Annotated in this window: 11 protein-coding genes and 1 tRNA gene; 10 read left to right on the top strand and 2 right to left on the bottom strand. The window is 42.7% G+C overall.

All coding sequences use genetic code 11. The annotated features are described in order from the left end of the window. Positions 1–79: 79 nt before the first annotated feature. Both HXT34_RS05250 and HXT34_RS05245 read left to right on the top strand, forming a co-directional pair. Positions 80–1,993, top strand: coding sequence for a serine/threonine protein kinase (locus HXT34_RS05250; protein WP_415687174.1), 1,914 nt, complete (start codon positions 80–82; stop codon positions 1,991–1,993). Positions 1,994–2,028: 35 nt separating this feature from the next. Next, positions 2,029–4,359, top strand: coding sequence for a hypothetical protein (locus HXT34_RS05245; protein ID WP_421784706.1), 2,331 nt, complete (start codon positions 2,029–2,031; stop codon positions 4,357–4,359). 86 nt (positions 4,360–4,445) lie between these two features. Here the strand turns inward: HXT34_RS05245 and HXT34_RS05240 are convergent. Together HXT34_RS05240 and HXT34_RS05235 are read right to left on the bottom strand one after the other, a co-directional pair. Next, a tRNA-Ala gene (locus HXT34_RS05240) sits at positions 4,446–4,518 on the bottom strand. A gap of 549 nt (positions 4,519–5,067) precedes the next feature. Continuing rightward, positions 5,068–5,739, bottom strand: a complete 672-nt coding sequence (locus tag HXT34_RS05235; RefSeq protein ID WP_415689073.1) for a DedA family protein — start codon at positions 5,737–5,739, stop codon at positions 5,068–5,070. Positions 5,740–5,962: 223 nt separating this feature from the next. On the opposite strand from HXT34_RS05235, the gene HXT34_RS05230 reads away from it, so the two are divergent. The 8 genes from HXT34_RS05230 (at position 5,963) to HXT34_RS05195 (ending at position 16,733) form a co-directional block, all read left to right on the top strand. After that, on the top strand, positions 5,963–6,706 hold the full coding sequence (locus HXT34_RS05230) for a teichoic acid transporter (protein ID WP_421784704.1): 744 nt from the start codon (positions 5,963–5,965) through the stop codon (positions 6,704–6,706). A 130-nt stretch (positions 6,707–6,836) separates the two neighbouring features. Continuing rightward, on the top strand, positions 6,837–7,106 hold the full coding sequence (gene rpsO, locus HXT34_RS05225) for a 30S ribosomal protein S15 (RefSeq protein WP_004109774.1): 270 nt from the start codon (positions 6,837–6,839) through the stop codon (positions 7,104–7,106). Positions 7,107–7,484: 378 nt separating this feature from the next. Further along, positions 7,485–10,265 (top strand): polyribonucleotide nucleotidyltransferase, encoded by a 2,781-nt coding sequence (locus HXT34_RS05220; protein ID WP_415687435.1) that lies wholly within the window; start codon positions 7,485–7,487, stop codon positions 10,263–10,265. A gap of 246 nt (positions 10,266–10,511) precedes the next feature. Further along, the gene (locus HXT34_RS05215; protein ID WP_415683263.1) at positions 10,512–11,375 is read left to right on the top strand and encodes an aldo/keto reductase; all 864 of its coding nucleotides are present in this window, start codon (positions 10,512–10,514) and stop codon (positions 11,373–11,375) included. A 14-nt stretch (positions 11,376–11,389) separates the two neighbouring features. Further along, the gene (locus HXT34_RS05210) at positions 11,390–12,355 is read left to right on the top strand and encodes a polyphenol oxidase family protein (RefSeq protein ID WP_415683264.1); all 966 of its coding nucleotides are present in this window, start codon (positions 11,390–11,392) and stop codon (positions 12,353–12,355) included. 176 nt (positions 12,356–12,531) lie between these two features. Further along, complete coding sequence (locus tag HXT34_RS05205) at positions 12,532–13,953, top strand: cell division protein (protein ID WP_421784701.1); 1,422 nt, start codon at positions 12,532–12,534, stop codon at positions 13,951–13,953. Positions 13,954–14,067: 114 nt separating this feature from the next. Next, complete coding sequence (locus tag HXT34_RS05200; RefSeq protein WP_004105599.1) at positions 14,068–15,402, top strand: C1 family peptidase; 1,335 nt, start codon at positions 14,068–14,070, stop codon at positions 15,400–15,402. Between the two features lie 149 nt (positions 15,403–15,551). Further along, complete coding sequence (locus HXT34_RS05195; protein ID WP_415687430.1) at positions 15,552–16,733, top strand: 3-deoxy-7-phosphoheptulonate synthase; 1,182 nt, start codon at positions 15,552–15,554, stop codon at positions 16,731–16,733. Positions 16,734–16,836: the final 103 nt, after the last annotated feature.

The following is a 16,836-nucleotide window of genomic DNA, read 5'->3' as shown; positions in this document are numbered from 1 at the left end:
ACTGTAATTCAATTACTCAAAAAATTAACTGAAATATTTGATGAGTAGTTGTAGTTTTCAATATTGCGGAGGCGTAACGATGGTTTGTGTAGGCGGACGCTATCAGCTGCTTGGTGAGCTGGGGCGTGGTGGCACTTCAACAGTGTTTCTTGCTGTTGACACCGTTTTGCACAAGCAATGGGCTGTTAAAGAAACACTTCTGCAAGGAGACGAAGAGTATCAACAGCATATTATTCAATCCTTACGCGCTGAAGCGAATGTTTTAAAGGAATGCGATCATCCAGCTATTCCGCGAATTGTTGATTTTTTTGAAGAAAATGGTAGAGCTTATGCTGTTCGCGATTATGTAAAGGGACGTTCTTTAAAATCTATTGTAGAAGAATCTGGATTGCAAAATGTTGAAACCGTTCTTGATTTAGGTATGCAACTTTGCTCAATACTTTCTTATTTACATTCGCATTATCCGCCAATTATATACGGTGATCTTAAGCCTTCTCAGGTTATGATTTCAGAAGATGGCACAGTCCGTTTGATTGATTTTGGTGCTGCAACGCAATTATATGCAAACGGGGGAGTGCTTGATTTACGCACAATAGACCAGTGCGACGCTCGATTTGCTACTAATATTTTTACCGCTCCTGAAATTTTGAACGAAAACTCTGCAGCAACTACTTCAAGCGATGTGTATTCGATTGGAATGACATTGCGTTACGCATTATTGCCAACTGAAGTGTCTAAAACAGACGTGCAATCTTCTGTACTATTGCCTCATGAGAATCGTGAAGTAGTAGAACAATTAGTGTCCGTGCTCGCAATAGCTACAGCTACTAAACCATCTCATAGATATAAAGATTGCGAAGAAATGTTTTCTGCACTGGAAGCGTGTGAGCATACAGAAAAACATTCACAACAATGCGACACCTCTACGAATGTATTGCAACGCAAACAATGCAAAAATAGTTCTAAGCCTAGAAAAAAGCGCTATGCAATTACGGCATTAATTGTTGTAGTACTAGTTTTTATAGTAATTTTATTCAACTGCTTAGGTTTATTTGTTGGGCATGCTTTTGTAAATCGAAATAAGCAATCTTTTGATAGTGAGCCAAGTAATAAAAGAATTGAGGCAATACGCAAAAATAATAAAAGCTACGATTCTTACATGCAATTAGCTGAGCGCGAAAGCAATTCGGATATTGCATGTCGCTATATTTCTCATGCAATGCAAGTGCAAAATAGTATGCTCAAAAAGAAATACATAAGCAAAATGTCATTTAAACCTCTCCAAAGTTTATTGCAAATTCAACTTGCAGATCAGCAATGGAGTGCCGACGAAGAGCAATGTTTTGTTGGTTTGATTAATAAATACGAGCAAAACTTGCGTACTGTAAATAAAGATTGGTTGAATATTTCTATAGAAATAGGCAAAGCGTATTGGTACTATTTTGCAGGATTTTCTGGAAAAGTTTCGCAAACAGAACGATTATCTCGTATGCGAGTAGCAAAAGTATGGTTCCAAGAGGCTCAAAAATATGAAAAGGATGCGAATGAAGCGTCTTCGCAAGCTGTAGAAACTAATTCTGATGGAATATCGCATACTGTTTCAAATCAAAAAATGTTAAGCGCGTACATCGCTATTTCTGACGCTTATGCGCAACTTGTTGATGTTTCTAAAGATTGTGCAAGCGTAGAAACGTATAAAAATTATGTGAATCAATTACAGCAGTTAATGCAAATTGTTGAGAAAGATCACGGAGACGTCTTGTTCGTGGATACTGGAGAACTAGTTTTGCAATCAATTCATTCGTGGTTGCCAATGTTCCTAGAAAGCGGATCCAGTAAACAAGAAATTCAGCAAATGTGCGACAAGGCAGAATATCTTCTTAAACAAGCGCATGTGTCAAATGATGAAGCTGTAAGTAGAAAGAAAAACGCAATCGATAGCGTCAAAAAAGTTCAAGACGAAATTAATTTAGCTTTTTTGCAAAAGAAATAAAAGAAATAAAAGAAATAATAAAAAGGGGGGAATAAATGTGTAAACAAAGAAATTTGGGGGATATGTGGTTTTTCAAGCGACTTCAATGCGATTGCGCTCGCATTGGTGTTTATATTGGGATTATTGCATTTATTAGTGTTGCTATAGCTGCTGCATTATTGCCACTTAATTCTATTGCGTATGCGAAGAACAGCTATAACGCAGCCAAAGGATTGCATATAGCAAATGTTTCTGTTATGACAAAACAGAAAACTGTTCGCACTCAAGGCGAGTACATGTTTACTAAACGTTCTGCTTCGCTACTTATAACTTTTGATGGATTGGACGCTTCGGAAATTAGGAACGCACATAAAGCTACTGTTAGCGTTGGAAGATATCAAATAGTGGGTGCCAAAGCTGATTTAGCTAAGGTTGAGGCGGTGTCGTCCTTGGTTAATATTCGTTATAAGACCCGACCTCGAGTATTAGGAATAGTAAGAGTTGAATTGCAAAAAGAAGGAATATATGATTTGCAAGATATTTCTATAAGACTTGCTGCTGTAACAATGCATCCTAAACGCATATGGGGAGGAGTCGACTCTAATCCTCATGTTTCAAAGCAAACTAACTATATTTCTAATGAAAGTAAACTTTCTAGCAACAAATTGCGCTCTCGTAAGCCAATATTAAGCATTCCTGATTCAGTTTTGAATGCTTCAGATTTAACAAAAGATAACTCTTATAGCAAGCGTCCAAGATATATTGTTATTGACAAAACTGCTCCTCGCTTGAGTGTTAGCTATGACAACAACGCATCGTATGAAGGCAAATATTTTCGTAATAATCGAGCTTCAAGAATATTAATACAGGACGATTCGTTCGTTTTCTCGTATTTGCTTCACGATTCTTTTCCTATTGCGAAAGTTTTTGCTGATGGTAAGCCGGTTATGGTACTTACAGCTAAAAGCTTTAAAAACGATAGTGTGCATACAAACGTGTGGTATGCTGATGTTTCTTTTTCGGGGGATGCTTCTTGGGATGTTCGCTATTGTGTTGAAGATTTATCGGGTAATGCGAGTTCTTCTATCAGTAATAAATTCATTATTGATACGCTTTCGCCAACTGTTTCTATTACTGGAGTGCAACAAGGCGGAGCGTATTCTCATGCTGTAGTTCCAACATTAGTTATAAAAGATCGTTGGCTAAAACCTGCAAGCGTAACGTATTCGCTGAGAAGAATGCGATATTCTAAGGAATTGCGTTCTTTCGTGCCTAAAAAAGCTGATTCGCAAAGCGTAAGTGTGCAATACGCAGGTTTTTATAATGGAATTCAAGACGATGACGTGTATCAGCTTCAGTGGAGTGCTAAAGATTTAGTAGATCATGTTGTTTCTGGCCAGTTGCGATTTTCTATAAATAAAAGCGGTTCCTCATTTAGTATAGATAGTTCTACTAAAGAAATTAATCGTAAACAATTGCAAAATGCTAAAGATATTCATATTGAAGAACTCAATCCTAGCGGACTGGCAAGTCCTGCAAAAATTAGTGTTATTCAAGACGGTGTAGAGAAGATTTTGTCAAAACAGGATTTTTCTGTAAACAGTCGCATAGATCATGGCTGGAAACGATTGACTTACACTATTTTTAAACGAAATTTTGCAGATAATGCTCATTATCGTGTGCGCGTTATGTCAGTAGACAAGGCAGGAAATCATTCTTGTAGCGAAAGTGCAGTTAGCAAAAAAGAAGGAATGTTGCAATTTGCACCAGCATCTGTGCAATTTACAGTAGATAATATTGCTCCAATCGCAACAGTGTTTGATATGCAAAATAATTCTACTTATCGCACTAATAAAGAAGGAAAAACTTTACGTATTAGTGCAAAAGATAACATAGCATTGCAATATGTAACGATTGATGTTGATGGTAAAACAAATCGTATTTGGAGCGGTAAAGATGTGAATAAATCAGTTTTATCTACAAAACTAAAACCAGACGGTTTTACTCACGGCGTATTAGTAAAAGCTGCAGATTATGCGGGGAACATAACAACTTTGCAATATAAAAATGTAAAAATTGTTTCTATTGCAAATAAGCTTGTAAAAAAATCTGAAGCAGATAAAAAATCTAAAAATAGCGAGAGTAAAGATGCTGATAGTTCTGATGATAGCTCCGACAATAGTTCCGATAACGATGATTGGATAGCTCGTTCGCAAGTGAAAAAATCGGAAAAATCTTTTGAGAATGCTGATTCCTTTAAACGAAACTCGGTAAATTATATAGAAATTGTGGCTTATGTTGGCGCTGGAATTATAGCGATTCTTTGTGCTGTATTAGTAATTAGCACTATTTTTAAAAAGAAAATTAACGTCAGTAAGCTGTTTTAATGGTTTTGATAGTTTCGATAGATTTAATAGGCATTGTGCAAGAAAATAAAAAGCCCACTGCGGTGGAATGAATGCAGTGGGCTTAGTGGAGCTAATGGTAATCGAAACCACGACCTCTTCGATGCGAACGAAGCGCTCTACCAACTGAGCTATAGCCCCAATGTCTAAGACAAATCATCTTATGACAACTCTGCACACTGTACTACAAAGCTTGTATAAAAACAACATTTTTTGTAGTGCAGCGTGCTTGAGTGTCGTAAGTTAAAATACCTCTTTACTGTGTCGCGAGTTTTGGGGGATTTCTTTCCTCGCACGTCCCGTCCTTCAGTCGCTTTGGCTGTTAAAGGTTTTACTGTCTGCTTTGTTCTTTAAAGAACGTTGCTCCATCAGTCCTCTTTTAGTGCTCGTAAAGAAATCCCCCAAACTCTGCGTGCTTAATCGTTAATAACCGTGTCTATCGCAGAGATTTTTCGATTTTTCTTCTTCGCTTGGCGAATCAGCAGCCTGCGGCTCTGCGCGACGACCTGCCGAAGCGCTTAAAGCGTAGCGCGCGAAGGCAACTCGGAGCGGAAACTCGCTTAAGTTGGAAGTCCAGTGGACTTCCAACGCGAGTTTCGTAGCAAGCGCGTTACCCGCGCGAGCGTCCGCGCTCAGTGCGAAAAATCTCAAATCTCTACCACACGAATATTCCCATTAATACAAAGTAATTTAACTTTTTGCTGCTTTCTTTGCTTTGTGCGCTTTGTATAAACCAATAAAAGTTGGCACAAGCGAGATAAGCAAAATTGCAACAATTACTAATTCAAAATTCTTCTGTACAAAATCAATCTTGCCGAAGAAATATCCAAGAAATGTGAAAAGCGACGACCAAATGAGACCGCCTAATACAGAAAATGGTGTGAAGCGTGTCCAACGCATTCCAGAAATTCCGGAAATAAACGGCATAAAAGTGCGTATGAATGGGAAGAATCTGCCCAAGAATACAGCCAGCGGACCCCATTTATCAATCATTTTTTCGGTTTTTGCAACTCGTTCTGGAGTGAGTGCTTTTACTTTTCCGGATTCTACAATCTTTCGACCGAAGAAATGACCAATAAAGTAATTGCACTGATCGCCAATAATTGGTGCTAGCCACACTACGGCAAGTAATAGCGGAAGTGGAAGTGCGCTATGACCTGTTTGAGCGTCAGGAGCTGCAAAAAAGCCTGCTGCAAAAAGAAGTGAATCTCCTGGAAGGAATGGGAAGAATACTACGCCTGTTTCAATAAAAACAATGAGAAAAATAAGACCTAATGCTGGAGCTGTGCCCATTGCAATCCAACTTGCAATAGCTGAGCGTGGATCCTTGAGTAGGTTAACAATAAAATGAATAAATCCCATAATGTCCTGTCATAAATTTTGCGTATTTAGTGACGCTTGCTAATTAAAAATCAAGCGAAACAACTGTTATTTTGAGCCTAGCAGTCGCCATAAACGGTTGACACTTTTTGTGCACACGCTATCGGTTAATTGCGTTATAACATACAATATTAGTAATGTAATGTTGCATTGTTAAAACTTGAGAAATTGCTTGACGATTAAAGATTGGCAGGAGAAGTAGCGAATGAAGTTAAATGATGAGCATGATAGTGAACGTCCGCAAAGTTTTGCTCCACTAAAGCCTAGGAAACGTTCTGCTCGCGTAATCAATGCTAATGAAGTTCCGGAAAAGAATGATGATTCAAAAAGCAAAATTTCTGACGAATATTTAAACATTGGTTTGCCGGAAACAGACTTGTCTATTGCTGATTTTTCTCGTAAGCATTCTAATCCAAAGAGATGGTGGATTTATTTTGGCGTTCTGCTTGTTGCCATTGTTATTCCGTATTGGATTGGCCGCATTATGGCAGTTCGTCATACTTTATGGGTTATTTCGCATTGCTCTGGATTATCTTCGCAAGGTGTCGTTTTTATTTCGTGGGTAATAACAGTAGCTGCTTTTACAAGTCTTGCTATGGCGTTAATTGACACTCATCGTTGGATTTGGAGAATAATGTTTGCTGTTTTTCTGGCTTTAGAACAACTTATTGCCGGATTATGCATGCTAAACATGAGCTTCTGGTATTCGACTTATGTGGTCTATGGCCATGCTTCAGGTTTAGCGAATGCGGCAAATCTTGGCATTATTTCTGCAGGTATTGGAGTGGCTGTATTTGCTGTCATTTTTGTCGGTTTGCTTGTAATTGTTCCTAAAACTTCAGCTTTGAATGTTCTTACGCGCAGTTGGGCATCGTTCATAATGTTTTATGCAATTGAGGTTTTGGCAATATTAGTAGTTATTTTTGGCGGTTTTTTGACAGCAATGTAATGTTTAGATTTTACAAAAATAACTTGTTTGCAAGTGGTTGTACAATAGTCGTTTGGCGTGTAACGCCCGCGGATTGAGAGCGCTACAACAGAAGGTTGTGGCACCGCGCAGTGATATTAAGGAGGACGCCGTGGCATTAACGGCTGAAGATAAGAAGAATATTATCAACGAATACGCGACGCACGAGGGTGACACGGGTTCCCCAGAAGTGCAGGTCGCTTTGCTTAGCAAGCGTATTGCTGACCTTACTGAGCATTTGAAGGAGCACAAGCACGATCATCATTCTCGTCGTGGTTTGTTGCTCATGGTTGGTGATCGTCGTCGTCTTCTCGATTACTTGAAGCGTGTTGACATCAACCGTTATCGTTCTTTGATTGAACGACTCGGCTTGCGTCGATAGTCTTATTGCCCGGGCTTAAGCTCGGGCTTTTGTATTATTTATACGTTTGCTCAATTGTTAAATGCATAAATTGTTCACTCATACGCAATATTTGGGGAAAGTGTAGTGGACAATAAAGTAGTGGGCAATATTTAAAATTTATAACTAAAAAATAATTTATAACTAAAAAGAATTAACAAATAATTCAACACATAATTGAAAATTGAAGCATAACTTAATACGGATGATTGAAGTAACCGAAACAAAAAACACTACGAAATATTGACGTAACGCAAGTGTTGCAAAGAGTGCAAATATTCGCATATAGGTAATAATGCGAAGTCGTCAATGTTATTACGCATGTTGGTTGATTAGGTAAGTTAAGAAAAGGAGGAACCCGTGGAGGGTCCCGAAATTAAGGCTGTAGAAGCCGTTATTGATAATGGTTCATTTGGTAAGCGTACGCTACGCTTTGAAACTGGTCGACTTGCTCAGCAAGCAGACGGTGCTGTTGCCGCATATTTGGATGACGATTCCATGATTTTGTCGACGACGACTGCAGGATCTAGCCCGAAGGAAAATTACGACTTCTTCCCATTAACTGTAGATGTGGAAGAAAAAATGTATGCTGCTGGAAAGATTCCAGGTTCGTTCTTCCGCCGTGAAGGTCGTCCTTCTAACGAAGCAACGTTGGCATGCCGTATTATTGATCGCCCGTTGCGCCCGTTGTTCCCACACACTTTACGTAACGAAGTGCAAGTTGTTGAAACAATTTTGGCAATTAATCCAGATGATGCTTACGATGTTATTGCTTTGAATGCTGCGTCTGCATCTACTATGATTTCTGGTTTGCCATTTGAGGGTCCAGTTTCCGGCGTTCGTTTGGCTTTGATTGACGGCCAGTGGGTTGCTTTCCCACGCTGGAGTGAGCGCGAGCGTGCAGTATTTGAAATTGTTGTGGCTGGTCGTGTGATTGAAAACGGCGATGTTGCTATTGCAATGATTGAGGCTGGTGCTGGTAAGAATGCTTGGAATTTGATTTACAATGATGGTCAAACTAAGCCAGATGAGCAAGTTGTAGCCGGCGGTTTGGAAGCTGCAAAGCCATTTATTAAGGTTATTTGCGATGCTCAAAATGAGTTGAAGCGCATTGCAGCTAAGGAAACTAAGGAATTCCAACTCTTCCCAGAATATACTGACGAACTTTATGCTCGTATTGACGAGATTGCACATGCTGATTTGAACGAGGCTCTTTCTATTGCAGAAAAGCTGCCTCGTCAAGATCGCATTGCGGAAATTAAGGAACACGTGCGCGAAACAATCGCTGAAGAATTCACTGATATGGACGAAGCCGAAAAGGAAAAGGAACTCGGCAATGCGTTTAAGGAATTGCAGCGTCAAATTGTTCGCCGTCGTATTTTGACTGAAGATTATCGTATTGATGGTCGCGGTTTGCGCGATATTCGTACGCTTTCTGCAGAAGTTGATGTTGTGCCTCGCGTACACGGTTCTGCACTCTTCCAGCGTGGTGAAACCCAGATTTTGGGCGTGACTACTTTGAATATGCTTAAGATGGAGCAGCAGGTTGATGCGCTTTCTGGCCCACAAACCAAGCGTTATATGCACAACTACGAAATGCCTCCATACTCCACTGGTGAAACTGGTCGCGTTGGTTCTCCAAAGCGTCGTGAAATCGGTCACGGTGCTTTAGCTGAGAAGGCTTTGGTTCCAGTATTGCCAGGCCGCGAAGAGTTCCCATACGCTATTCGTCAGGTGTCTGAAGCTATTGGCTCTAATGGTTCTACTTCTATGGGTTCCGTTTGCGCTTCTACGCTTTCTTTGCTTGCTGCTGGCGTGCCTTTGAAAGCTCCAGTTGCTGGTATTGCTATGGGCTTAGTTTCTGGCGATGTTGATGGAAAGCATATCTTCAAGACTTTGACCGATATTCTCGGTGCAGAAGATGCATTTGGTGATATGGACTTCAAGGTTGCTGGTACTTCCGAATTCATCACTGCTTTGCAGCTCGATACGAAGCTTGATGGTATTCCAGCTGACATTTTGGCTGCCGCTTTGCAGCAGGCACATGAAGCTCGTACAACGATTCTTGAAGTTATTAACGAGTGCATTGATTGCCCAGCTGAGATGAGCCCATTTGCTCCACGCATTATTACAACCACAATTCCTGTAGACAAGATTGGTGAAGTAATCGGACCTAAGGGCAAGATGATTAACCAAATTCAGGAAGAAACTGGTGCTGAAATCGCTATTGAAGATGACGGTACCGTTTACATTTCTTCTGAAGGTGGCGAAGCTGCTGAGAAAGCTAAGGGAATCATCGATTCTATTGCAAATCCTCGCGTGCCAAAAGCTGGTGAAACTTTCACAGGCAAGGTTGTTAAGACCACAAGCTTTGGAGCTTTTGTGAATTTGACTCCTGGAACTGACGGTTTGCTTCATATTTCACAGATTCGCAATTTAGCAAACGGTGAGCGCATTGACACTGTTGAAGATGTGCTGAAGGAAGGCGATGATGTTGAAGTTATCGTGCAAAGCGTAGATGAGCGCGGCAAGATTTCTTTGGCTATTCCAGGTTTTGAAGATCAAGAATCTTCTGCTCCAGCAGCACGTGAAAATCGTTCCCGTAGTTCTCGCGACGATCGCGATTCTCGTGACTCTCGTGACTCTCGTGGCGATTACCGTCGTTCTCGCCGTGACGATCGCGATAATCATGATCGTGCGGATCGCGATGAACGTCCTCGTCGCCGCGTGCGCGATGATCGTGACGATCGAGATCGCATGGATCGAAATGACCGATACGCGGATCGCGATAACCGTTATGATGACCGCAGCGCTCGCCGTGACGACCGTCGTGCGGATCGTGCGGATCGCGATGATCGCTACAGCGACAACGATTTTGACGAGCGTCCTCGTCGCCGTGTGCGCGATGATCGTGACGATCGTTACGAAAATCGCGACGACCGTGAAGAGCGCGCAGACCGCGATGACCGTGAAGATCGCTCAAATCGTCGAGATTCAGAAAATCGTCGCGTATCCGATCGAAAGCCGCGTTATGCAGCTGATGACGATCACTATGACGAGTATCGTTCGGCTCGTGAAGAGCGCACAGAGCGTCCTCGCCGCCGCGTGCGTCGCGATTTTGATCCATTTGAGGAAGATTAATCGCGCAAATAGTATTAAAGCAAAATTATTGCTAGATACTAAATAAAAATAAATATTCGTAGAAATGCCTTCAAGCTGCGTTTGCGTTTGGAGGCATTTCTTTTAAATAGCGATTCAACTGTTTTATGCAATCTGTGCAATAAAATAAAATATAAAAAGTAGTAAAATATTGCGACTGCGTAAAGTAGCGTAATGCAATAATAAATACTTACGGAAAATATAAAACTTACAAAGTAGGGGTGAAATATGGTTATGCATCGCGCATTAGGTTCGTTCGATACAACCGCTATTGGTTTTGGCGAAATGCCATTGACAATAGAAAACAATCTTGGCCACGATATGGGAATTGAAACAATTCACGCGGCTCTTGATGCTGGCTGCACACATATTGATACCGCATGGGCGTATTACTGCTCTGGCGGTGAGGAACAAACTGGTGAAAAGCTTGTTCGTGAAGCTTTAGAAAGCTGGAAAGGCGACAAATCTTCTATTTTGGTTGCTACTAAAGTCGGTCACTTCCGTAACTTTACTGATGGGCGACCAACATGGGGTAAGGATGGCAAGCCAGAGCATTTGATTGCGCATGCCAAAGAGTCTGCAATGGCTTTAGGTGTTGACACTATTGACTTGCTTTACTTCCACAGGCCAGATCCAGAAGTTCCATACAATGAGTCTATTGAAGCAATGCAACAGTTGCTTGACGAAGGTGTGGCTCGAGAAATAGGTATTTCTAACGCTTCTGTAGAGCAAATCGATATTGCGCGCAATATTTTAGGAGAAAAGCTAGTAGCAGTACAAAATCAATATTCTCCAGTTCATTTAGAGAATGAAGATACTTTGCAATATTGCGAAAAGCTTGGAATTGCTTTTGTTTGCTGGAGTCCGTTAGGTGGATTCCGCCATCCTTATGACGAGCATCTTTTCGATCCATTCCGCAAAGTTGCTGAAAATCATAACGTAAGTTATCAGCAAGTAGTTTTGGCTTGGGAGCTATCTAAAGGCGATCACGTATTCGTAATTCCTGGAGCTCATAGACCGGCTACAATTTTAGATAGTTTGAAAGCTTCCGATTTGCAATTAAGCAATGAAGAATTGGCTTATTTAGGCTGAAAGAAAACAATAAAATGCAAGAAACAAGCGTAACTGGTATGCCGTTGCCTCACGAAGATGAGGACGGTGCACCAATTCCTGTGACTATTCCGGTGGCGTTAGGAACTCGCACTCATGCAGTTTTTACTACTAGATTGGGTGGAATTTCTGAAGGCTCATTTGCTTCACTTAATTTAGGCGGACGCGCAGGAGATAGCGCGGAAGCTGTAGCGAGCAATCGCGCAGCTTTACAGAAAGCTTTGCAAGCGGACTTGTCGCTTGTTGCTCAAGTTCATAGCAGAGAAGTATTCGATGCAGATAGTGTAGTAGATTCATGGAATACTTCTTACGGCTTTGATGCAACAGGTTTTGCGGATTCGCAATTGAGAATTGAAGCAGATGCGCAAGTTTCAACTGCGTGCTCGCTTGCTTTGGGAATGTTTGCTGCAGATTGTTTGCCCGTTTTACTTGCGGACGACGAAGCTGGAGTAATCGCTGCAGCGCATTGTGGGCGAAAAGGCTTGATGGCTGGAGTGCTCGATGCTGCAATCGAAGCAATGTGCGAAAAGGGAGCTGAGCGTTCTCGCATAACAGCAGTGCTCGGCCCATGTATTTGCGGAGATTGCTACGAAGTTGGTGAGAGTATTGCGCGCGATTTTGAAAAACGCTACCCACAAACAGTAACAAAAACACGTTTCGGTGGAATCGGTATTGATATTGCTGAAGCTGCGCGCATTGATTTAGCGCTCGCAGGAGTAGCAAATATTGTTGACGCTTTGCCGCGAGTTACTGCTGCAACGCAATATTTATCTGAAGATGAGGAATTGCGCACGATTTGCGAAGTAGATGGTGAAGGCGACTCTTTGCCAGAACGTTTGCAAAATTTGCAAAACCCAATGTGCACTTTGGAAAATCCGCTATGGTATTCTCATCGACGTGCTAGTTTAGCTGGAAAATCGCATGAAGGTAGACTTCTTGCTTTAGTAATTCGCGACAAATAATCATATATGCTATATAAACATTACTGTATTTGAGCTAGGTAGTAAGTGCAGTTGTGTGAGCTTAGCAAAAACGTGCGCAACACACGAGTGTTTTTTGCTTGTAAGTGATAGCGTTGATTCTGATGGTGTAGCACAGCGTTTTGTGCAGCTGTGTGGGGGCTTGTGAAAGGAATATTATGGTGGCTGATTTATTCCCAACCGCGTTGCGTGGGTACGATAAAGACAAGGTAAATGAAGCATTTGCAAACTATGAGCGCACTATTTCTCGTCTGCGTGAACAAGTGCGTTCAAGCGATGAATCAATTTTGCAATTACAAGCGCAATTGCAAGAAGAAAAAAATAATGTAAAACGTGCAAAAAGCGGAAATACTTTTGCATCTTTAGGTGCAAATGCGCAACAATTACTGGCATCTGCAGAGCAGACTAGTTCTCAATTGCTTGAGCGCGCTAAGCAAGATGCTGCATCAATTAAAAAGAATGCACAAGCACAAGCCGGAACTTTGCTGAACAATGCAAAACTGGATGCTGCGCATTTAATGCAAGAAGCGCAAACTAAAGCAGACACAATGCTTTCTAATGCCACGCAAAAGTCGACGCAACTTATGCAAGCTGCACAAGAAGATTCTGCACGTTTGCGCGATACTACTGCTAAAGATGTGCAAGCTCAAAAAGACGCTGCAGAATTAGCTTTACAAAATGCTCAAGAGGAGCACACTAAGCGCATGGCTTCTGAGCGCGCTCAGCAAGAAAGCAGTATTTCACAGCTTAAGTCGGAGGCTGCTCAAAAAATTGCTGAGCAGCGTGCGGCTGCAAACGAAGAGATTGCGCGTGCTAAAGCTGAAACAAACGATCAGATTGAGTCTGCTCTCGCAGAAGCAAATAAAAAGCTTGCTGATATGCGCGAACACGCTTCGAAGATGATGGCTGACGCACAGCGCAAAGCTGGCGAAATTACGGATGCTGCTGCTGCTAAAGCTCAAGAAATTGCGGATGATGCTCAAGTTGAGCGCACGCGTACGTTAAGCCAAGTTAGTGCAGAAGTTGAGCAGATTCGTGCAGATATTGCTGCTCAGCAGGAGGAAGCTACAAAGAAAGTCAATGCCTTGCTTTCTGGCTTGAAAGAGAAAGAAAGTGCAGCTCAGGAAGAAGCAGATGCTTTGGTTGCTCGCGCAAAAACTGTTCATCAAGAAGCTGACGAATATGCAGCGCAAACGCATCAAGCTGCGGATAGTCAGGCTGCTGATATTGTGCGCAAAGCTATGCAGGAGGCGACTGCTCAGGTTGAAGAGCGTAGAGCTGCAGCACAGCAAGAGCTTGATGGCATGACGACTCGATTAACGCAATTGCAGCATCGTGAGGCAACTATTACGCAGCGCGTTACGGAATTGCGCTCGCTGTTTGCGAATGCTTTCTCTGGATTTGATTTTGGAGATGCTCAACAAAATCAACAAGTTGCGCAAGCTTCTGACAATAATGAGGATTCGACTGATGCGCAATCTTCTGCGGATGCGAAGCAAGCTCAGCGAGATGTTCAAGCTGCGTTGGCTGAATCTGAAGAAGCTAAAGAGTCTCAAGAAAACCAAGACGCAAATAATTAGTAAAGAAAATATTGTAAAATTTGTAGATTGGCTTAAATATCGTACGCTAGAATGCGCTGGTATTTGAATAAATATTTGAAATAAATATTGATAATTAACAGGAAAGGTAGCATTGTGACTGAAATCACTGCTCTAACTGATGAAAAATTACAAGGTTTGCGTGAGGATTTTGACGCAAATCCTTTAAACCGTTTAGCTATGAATGGTGTGACTGCTGCTGGTATTGATAAAGTCGCGCGCAATTATGATCGTGCGCGCTTATTGCAGCGTCGTTTTTCTACCATCGTTGACAACGGAGATGCAACGCATCAGGATCGTTCTGGGCGTTGCTGGCTGTTTAGTTCGTTGAACGTGGCCCGTTTCATTGCGAAGAAGTCGCTTGGTTTGAAGGAATTTGAGTTTTCTCAGAACTATGCGATGTACTATGACAAGCTTGAGCGAATTAACTACTTCTTGAAGGATGTTGCAGCTTTGGTGCGCGCAGGTGAGCCTTCAGATTCTCGTTTGATTCAGCATTTGTTGCACGATGTTATGGGCGATGGTGGCCAGTGGACCATGGCTATGAACGTTTACAAGAAGTATGGTGCTGTTCCTAAGGATTTGTTCCCAGAAACTGCTTCTTCTAAGAATACTGGTGCTATGAATACGCAGTTGCGTGCGCTTTTGCATACTGCTGTTGCTCATATGTATGCGAATGCTACTGAAATTGATGAGATTATTGCGGATGCTACTGCTGCAGGTCACAGGATTTTGACGATCCACTTGGGTGAGCCACCTAAGAGCTTCGATTGGGAGTGGACTGATAGCGACGGCAAGTTCCATCGCGATGGTGAGATTACGCCAGTTGAGTTCTGGAAGAAGTACGTGAATGCTGGTCTTGAGGATTATGTGTGCTTGGTTGACGATCCTCGAGCTGAACATCCTAAGGGCAAGAAAATTGCTATTGAGCACTTGGGTAATGTTGCTGGCGGAGACGCAACCGAATATTTGAACGTGCCAAACCAGTTTATGAAGGATTGCGTGCGTAAGATTTTGGTTGAGAAGGGCATTCCAGTGTGGTTTGGTGCCGATTGCCATCCTATGATGGATCGCGAGAATGGTGCTTGGGCTACTGATTTGTTCGAGTATGGTCGCGTTTATGGCGTTGATTTTGATTTGGATAAGGAAGCGCGTGTGCGTTTTGCTGATTCTGCGATGAATCATGCTATGGCTTTTGCTGGCGTGGATGTTGCTGATGATGGTACGACTACTCGTCGTTGGCGCGTAGAGAACTCTTGGGGCACTGATATTGCGGATAAGGGTTACTTTACGATGAGTGACGACTGGTTTACTGAGTACGTGTATGAGGTTGCAGTTCCAAAGAATTTGCTTCCAGAGGAATATCGCAAAGCCCTGGAAGAACCAGCAATCGTATTACCGGCGTGGGACCCAATGGGCGCTCTCGCCTAGGCTAATTTCACAGGGAAATTAGCCTACTCGAGATCGCCGAACTCGCTATTGCAGAGAGTCCGGTGGACTCTCTGCGCGAGTTCGGCGGTGCGCGTTCTAAAAACGCGCACCGACCCCACCAAGCACAGTTTTTATAGGATGGTGAACAAATGGCTTCTACAGCTGAGCAGCGTACTTCTCGCGCGGTAAAGAAGGAAGTTGAGGAGGGACGCAACCCTCTTAATTCTGCGAAATTCCAACGCTGGGAAGACCAGGTTGGTGTGGATCGGATTATTAACCGTCGCGTGCTTGAGCTTGAACCTCTTCCAACTCCTGCTCAGGTGCTTGGTGAGTTGCCGTTGTCGCCGTATGCGCAGGATATTGTTGCGCAGTCGCGCGATGAAATTCGTGGCTGTTTGAATGGCGACGATGATCGCTTATTGGTTATTGTTGGCCCGTGTTCTGTGCATGATCCTAAGGCTGCTCTTGATTATGCGAATCGTTTGGCTAAGTTGCGTTCGGAGCTTGAGGGTGAGCTTCTTATTGTTATGCGCGTATATTTTGAAAAGCCGCGCACGGCTCTTGGCTGGAAGGGTTTGATTAACGACCCGGATATTGACGGAACGCATGATATTCACAAGGGTTTGCTTCTTGCGCGTAAGACTTTGCTTGGCGTGTTGGATGCTGGTTTGGCTGCTGCTACTGAGTTTTTGGAGCCGACCAGCCCTCAGTTTATTGCGGATGCTGTGAGTTGGGGTGCTATTGGTGCGCGTAATACGGAGTCTCAGATTCATCGTCAGCTTGCTAGTGGTCTTTCTATGCCGGTTGGTTTTAAGAATGCTACGGATGGTTCTGTTTCTGCGGCTGTAAATGGTTGCTTGGCTGCGAGCCAGCATCATACGTTCTTTGGTATTGATCATCTTGGTCGTGCTTGTGCTGTGCAGACTCTTGGCAATCCGGATTGCCACGTGGTTTTGCGCGGTTCTAGTAAGGGTCCGAATTATGATGCTGCATCGGTTGCTTCTGCTGTGGCTTCAATTCGTTTGCGTTTGGGCACTGGTTGCGTGGCTTCTAACGGCGTGGTTGTGGATTGCTCGCATGGTAATTCTGGCAAGGATGAGCGTCGCCAGATTGAGGTTGTGCGTGAGATTGCGGATCGTTTGGCTGATGGCGAGCAGGGCATTAAGGGCGTTATGATGGAGAGCTTCTTGCAGGGCGGCAATCAAGATCCTGCTCCTCTTAGCGAGCTTGAATACGGCAAGTCTATTACGGATCGTTGCATTTCTTGGGAAGATACTGCCAATTTGCTAAGGATTTTAGCTAAATCTGTAGCAACTCGCCGTAGAGCTTAGAGATTAGAGATTGTAGTAAGATAATCTCAATTAATTTCTACTTGGCTTATATTCCTTACTGTATTTGCCGCCTATTTTTGCACTATATTTTGCGTACAAGGGA

The sequence above is a fragment of the Gardnerella sp. DNF00983 genome, from assembly GCF_049244265.1.
GTDB lineage: Bacteria > Actinomycetota > Actinomycetes > Actinomycetales > Bifidobacteriaceae > Bifidobacterium > Bifidobacterium vaginale_J.
This window is presented reverse-complemented; position numbering and strand designations above follow the sequence as displayed.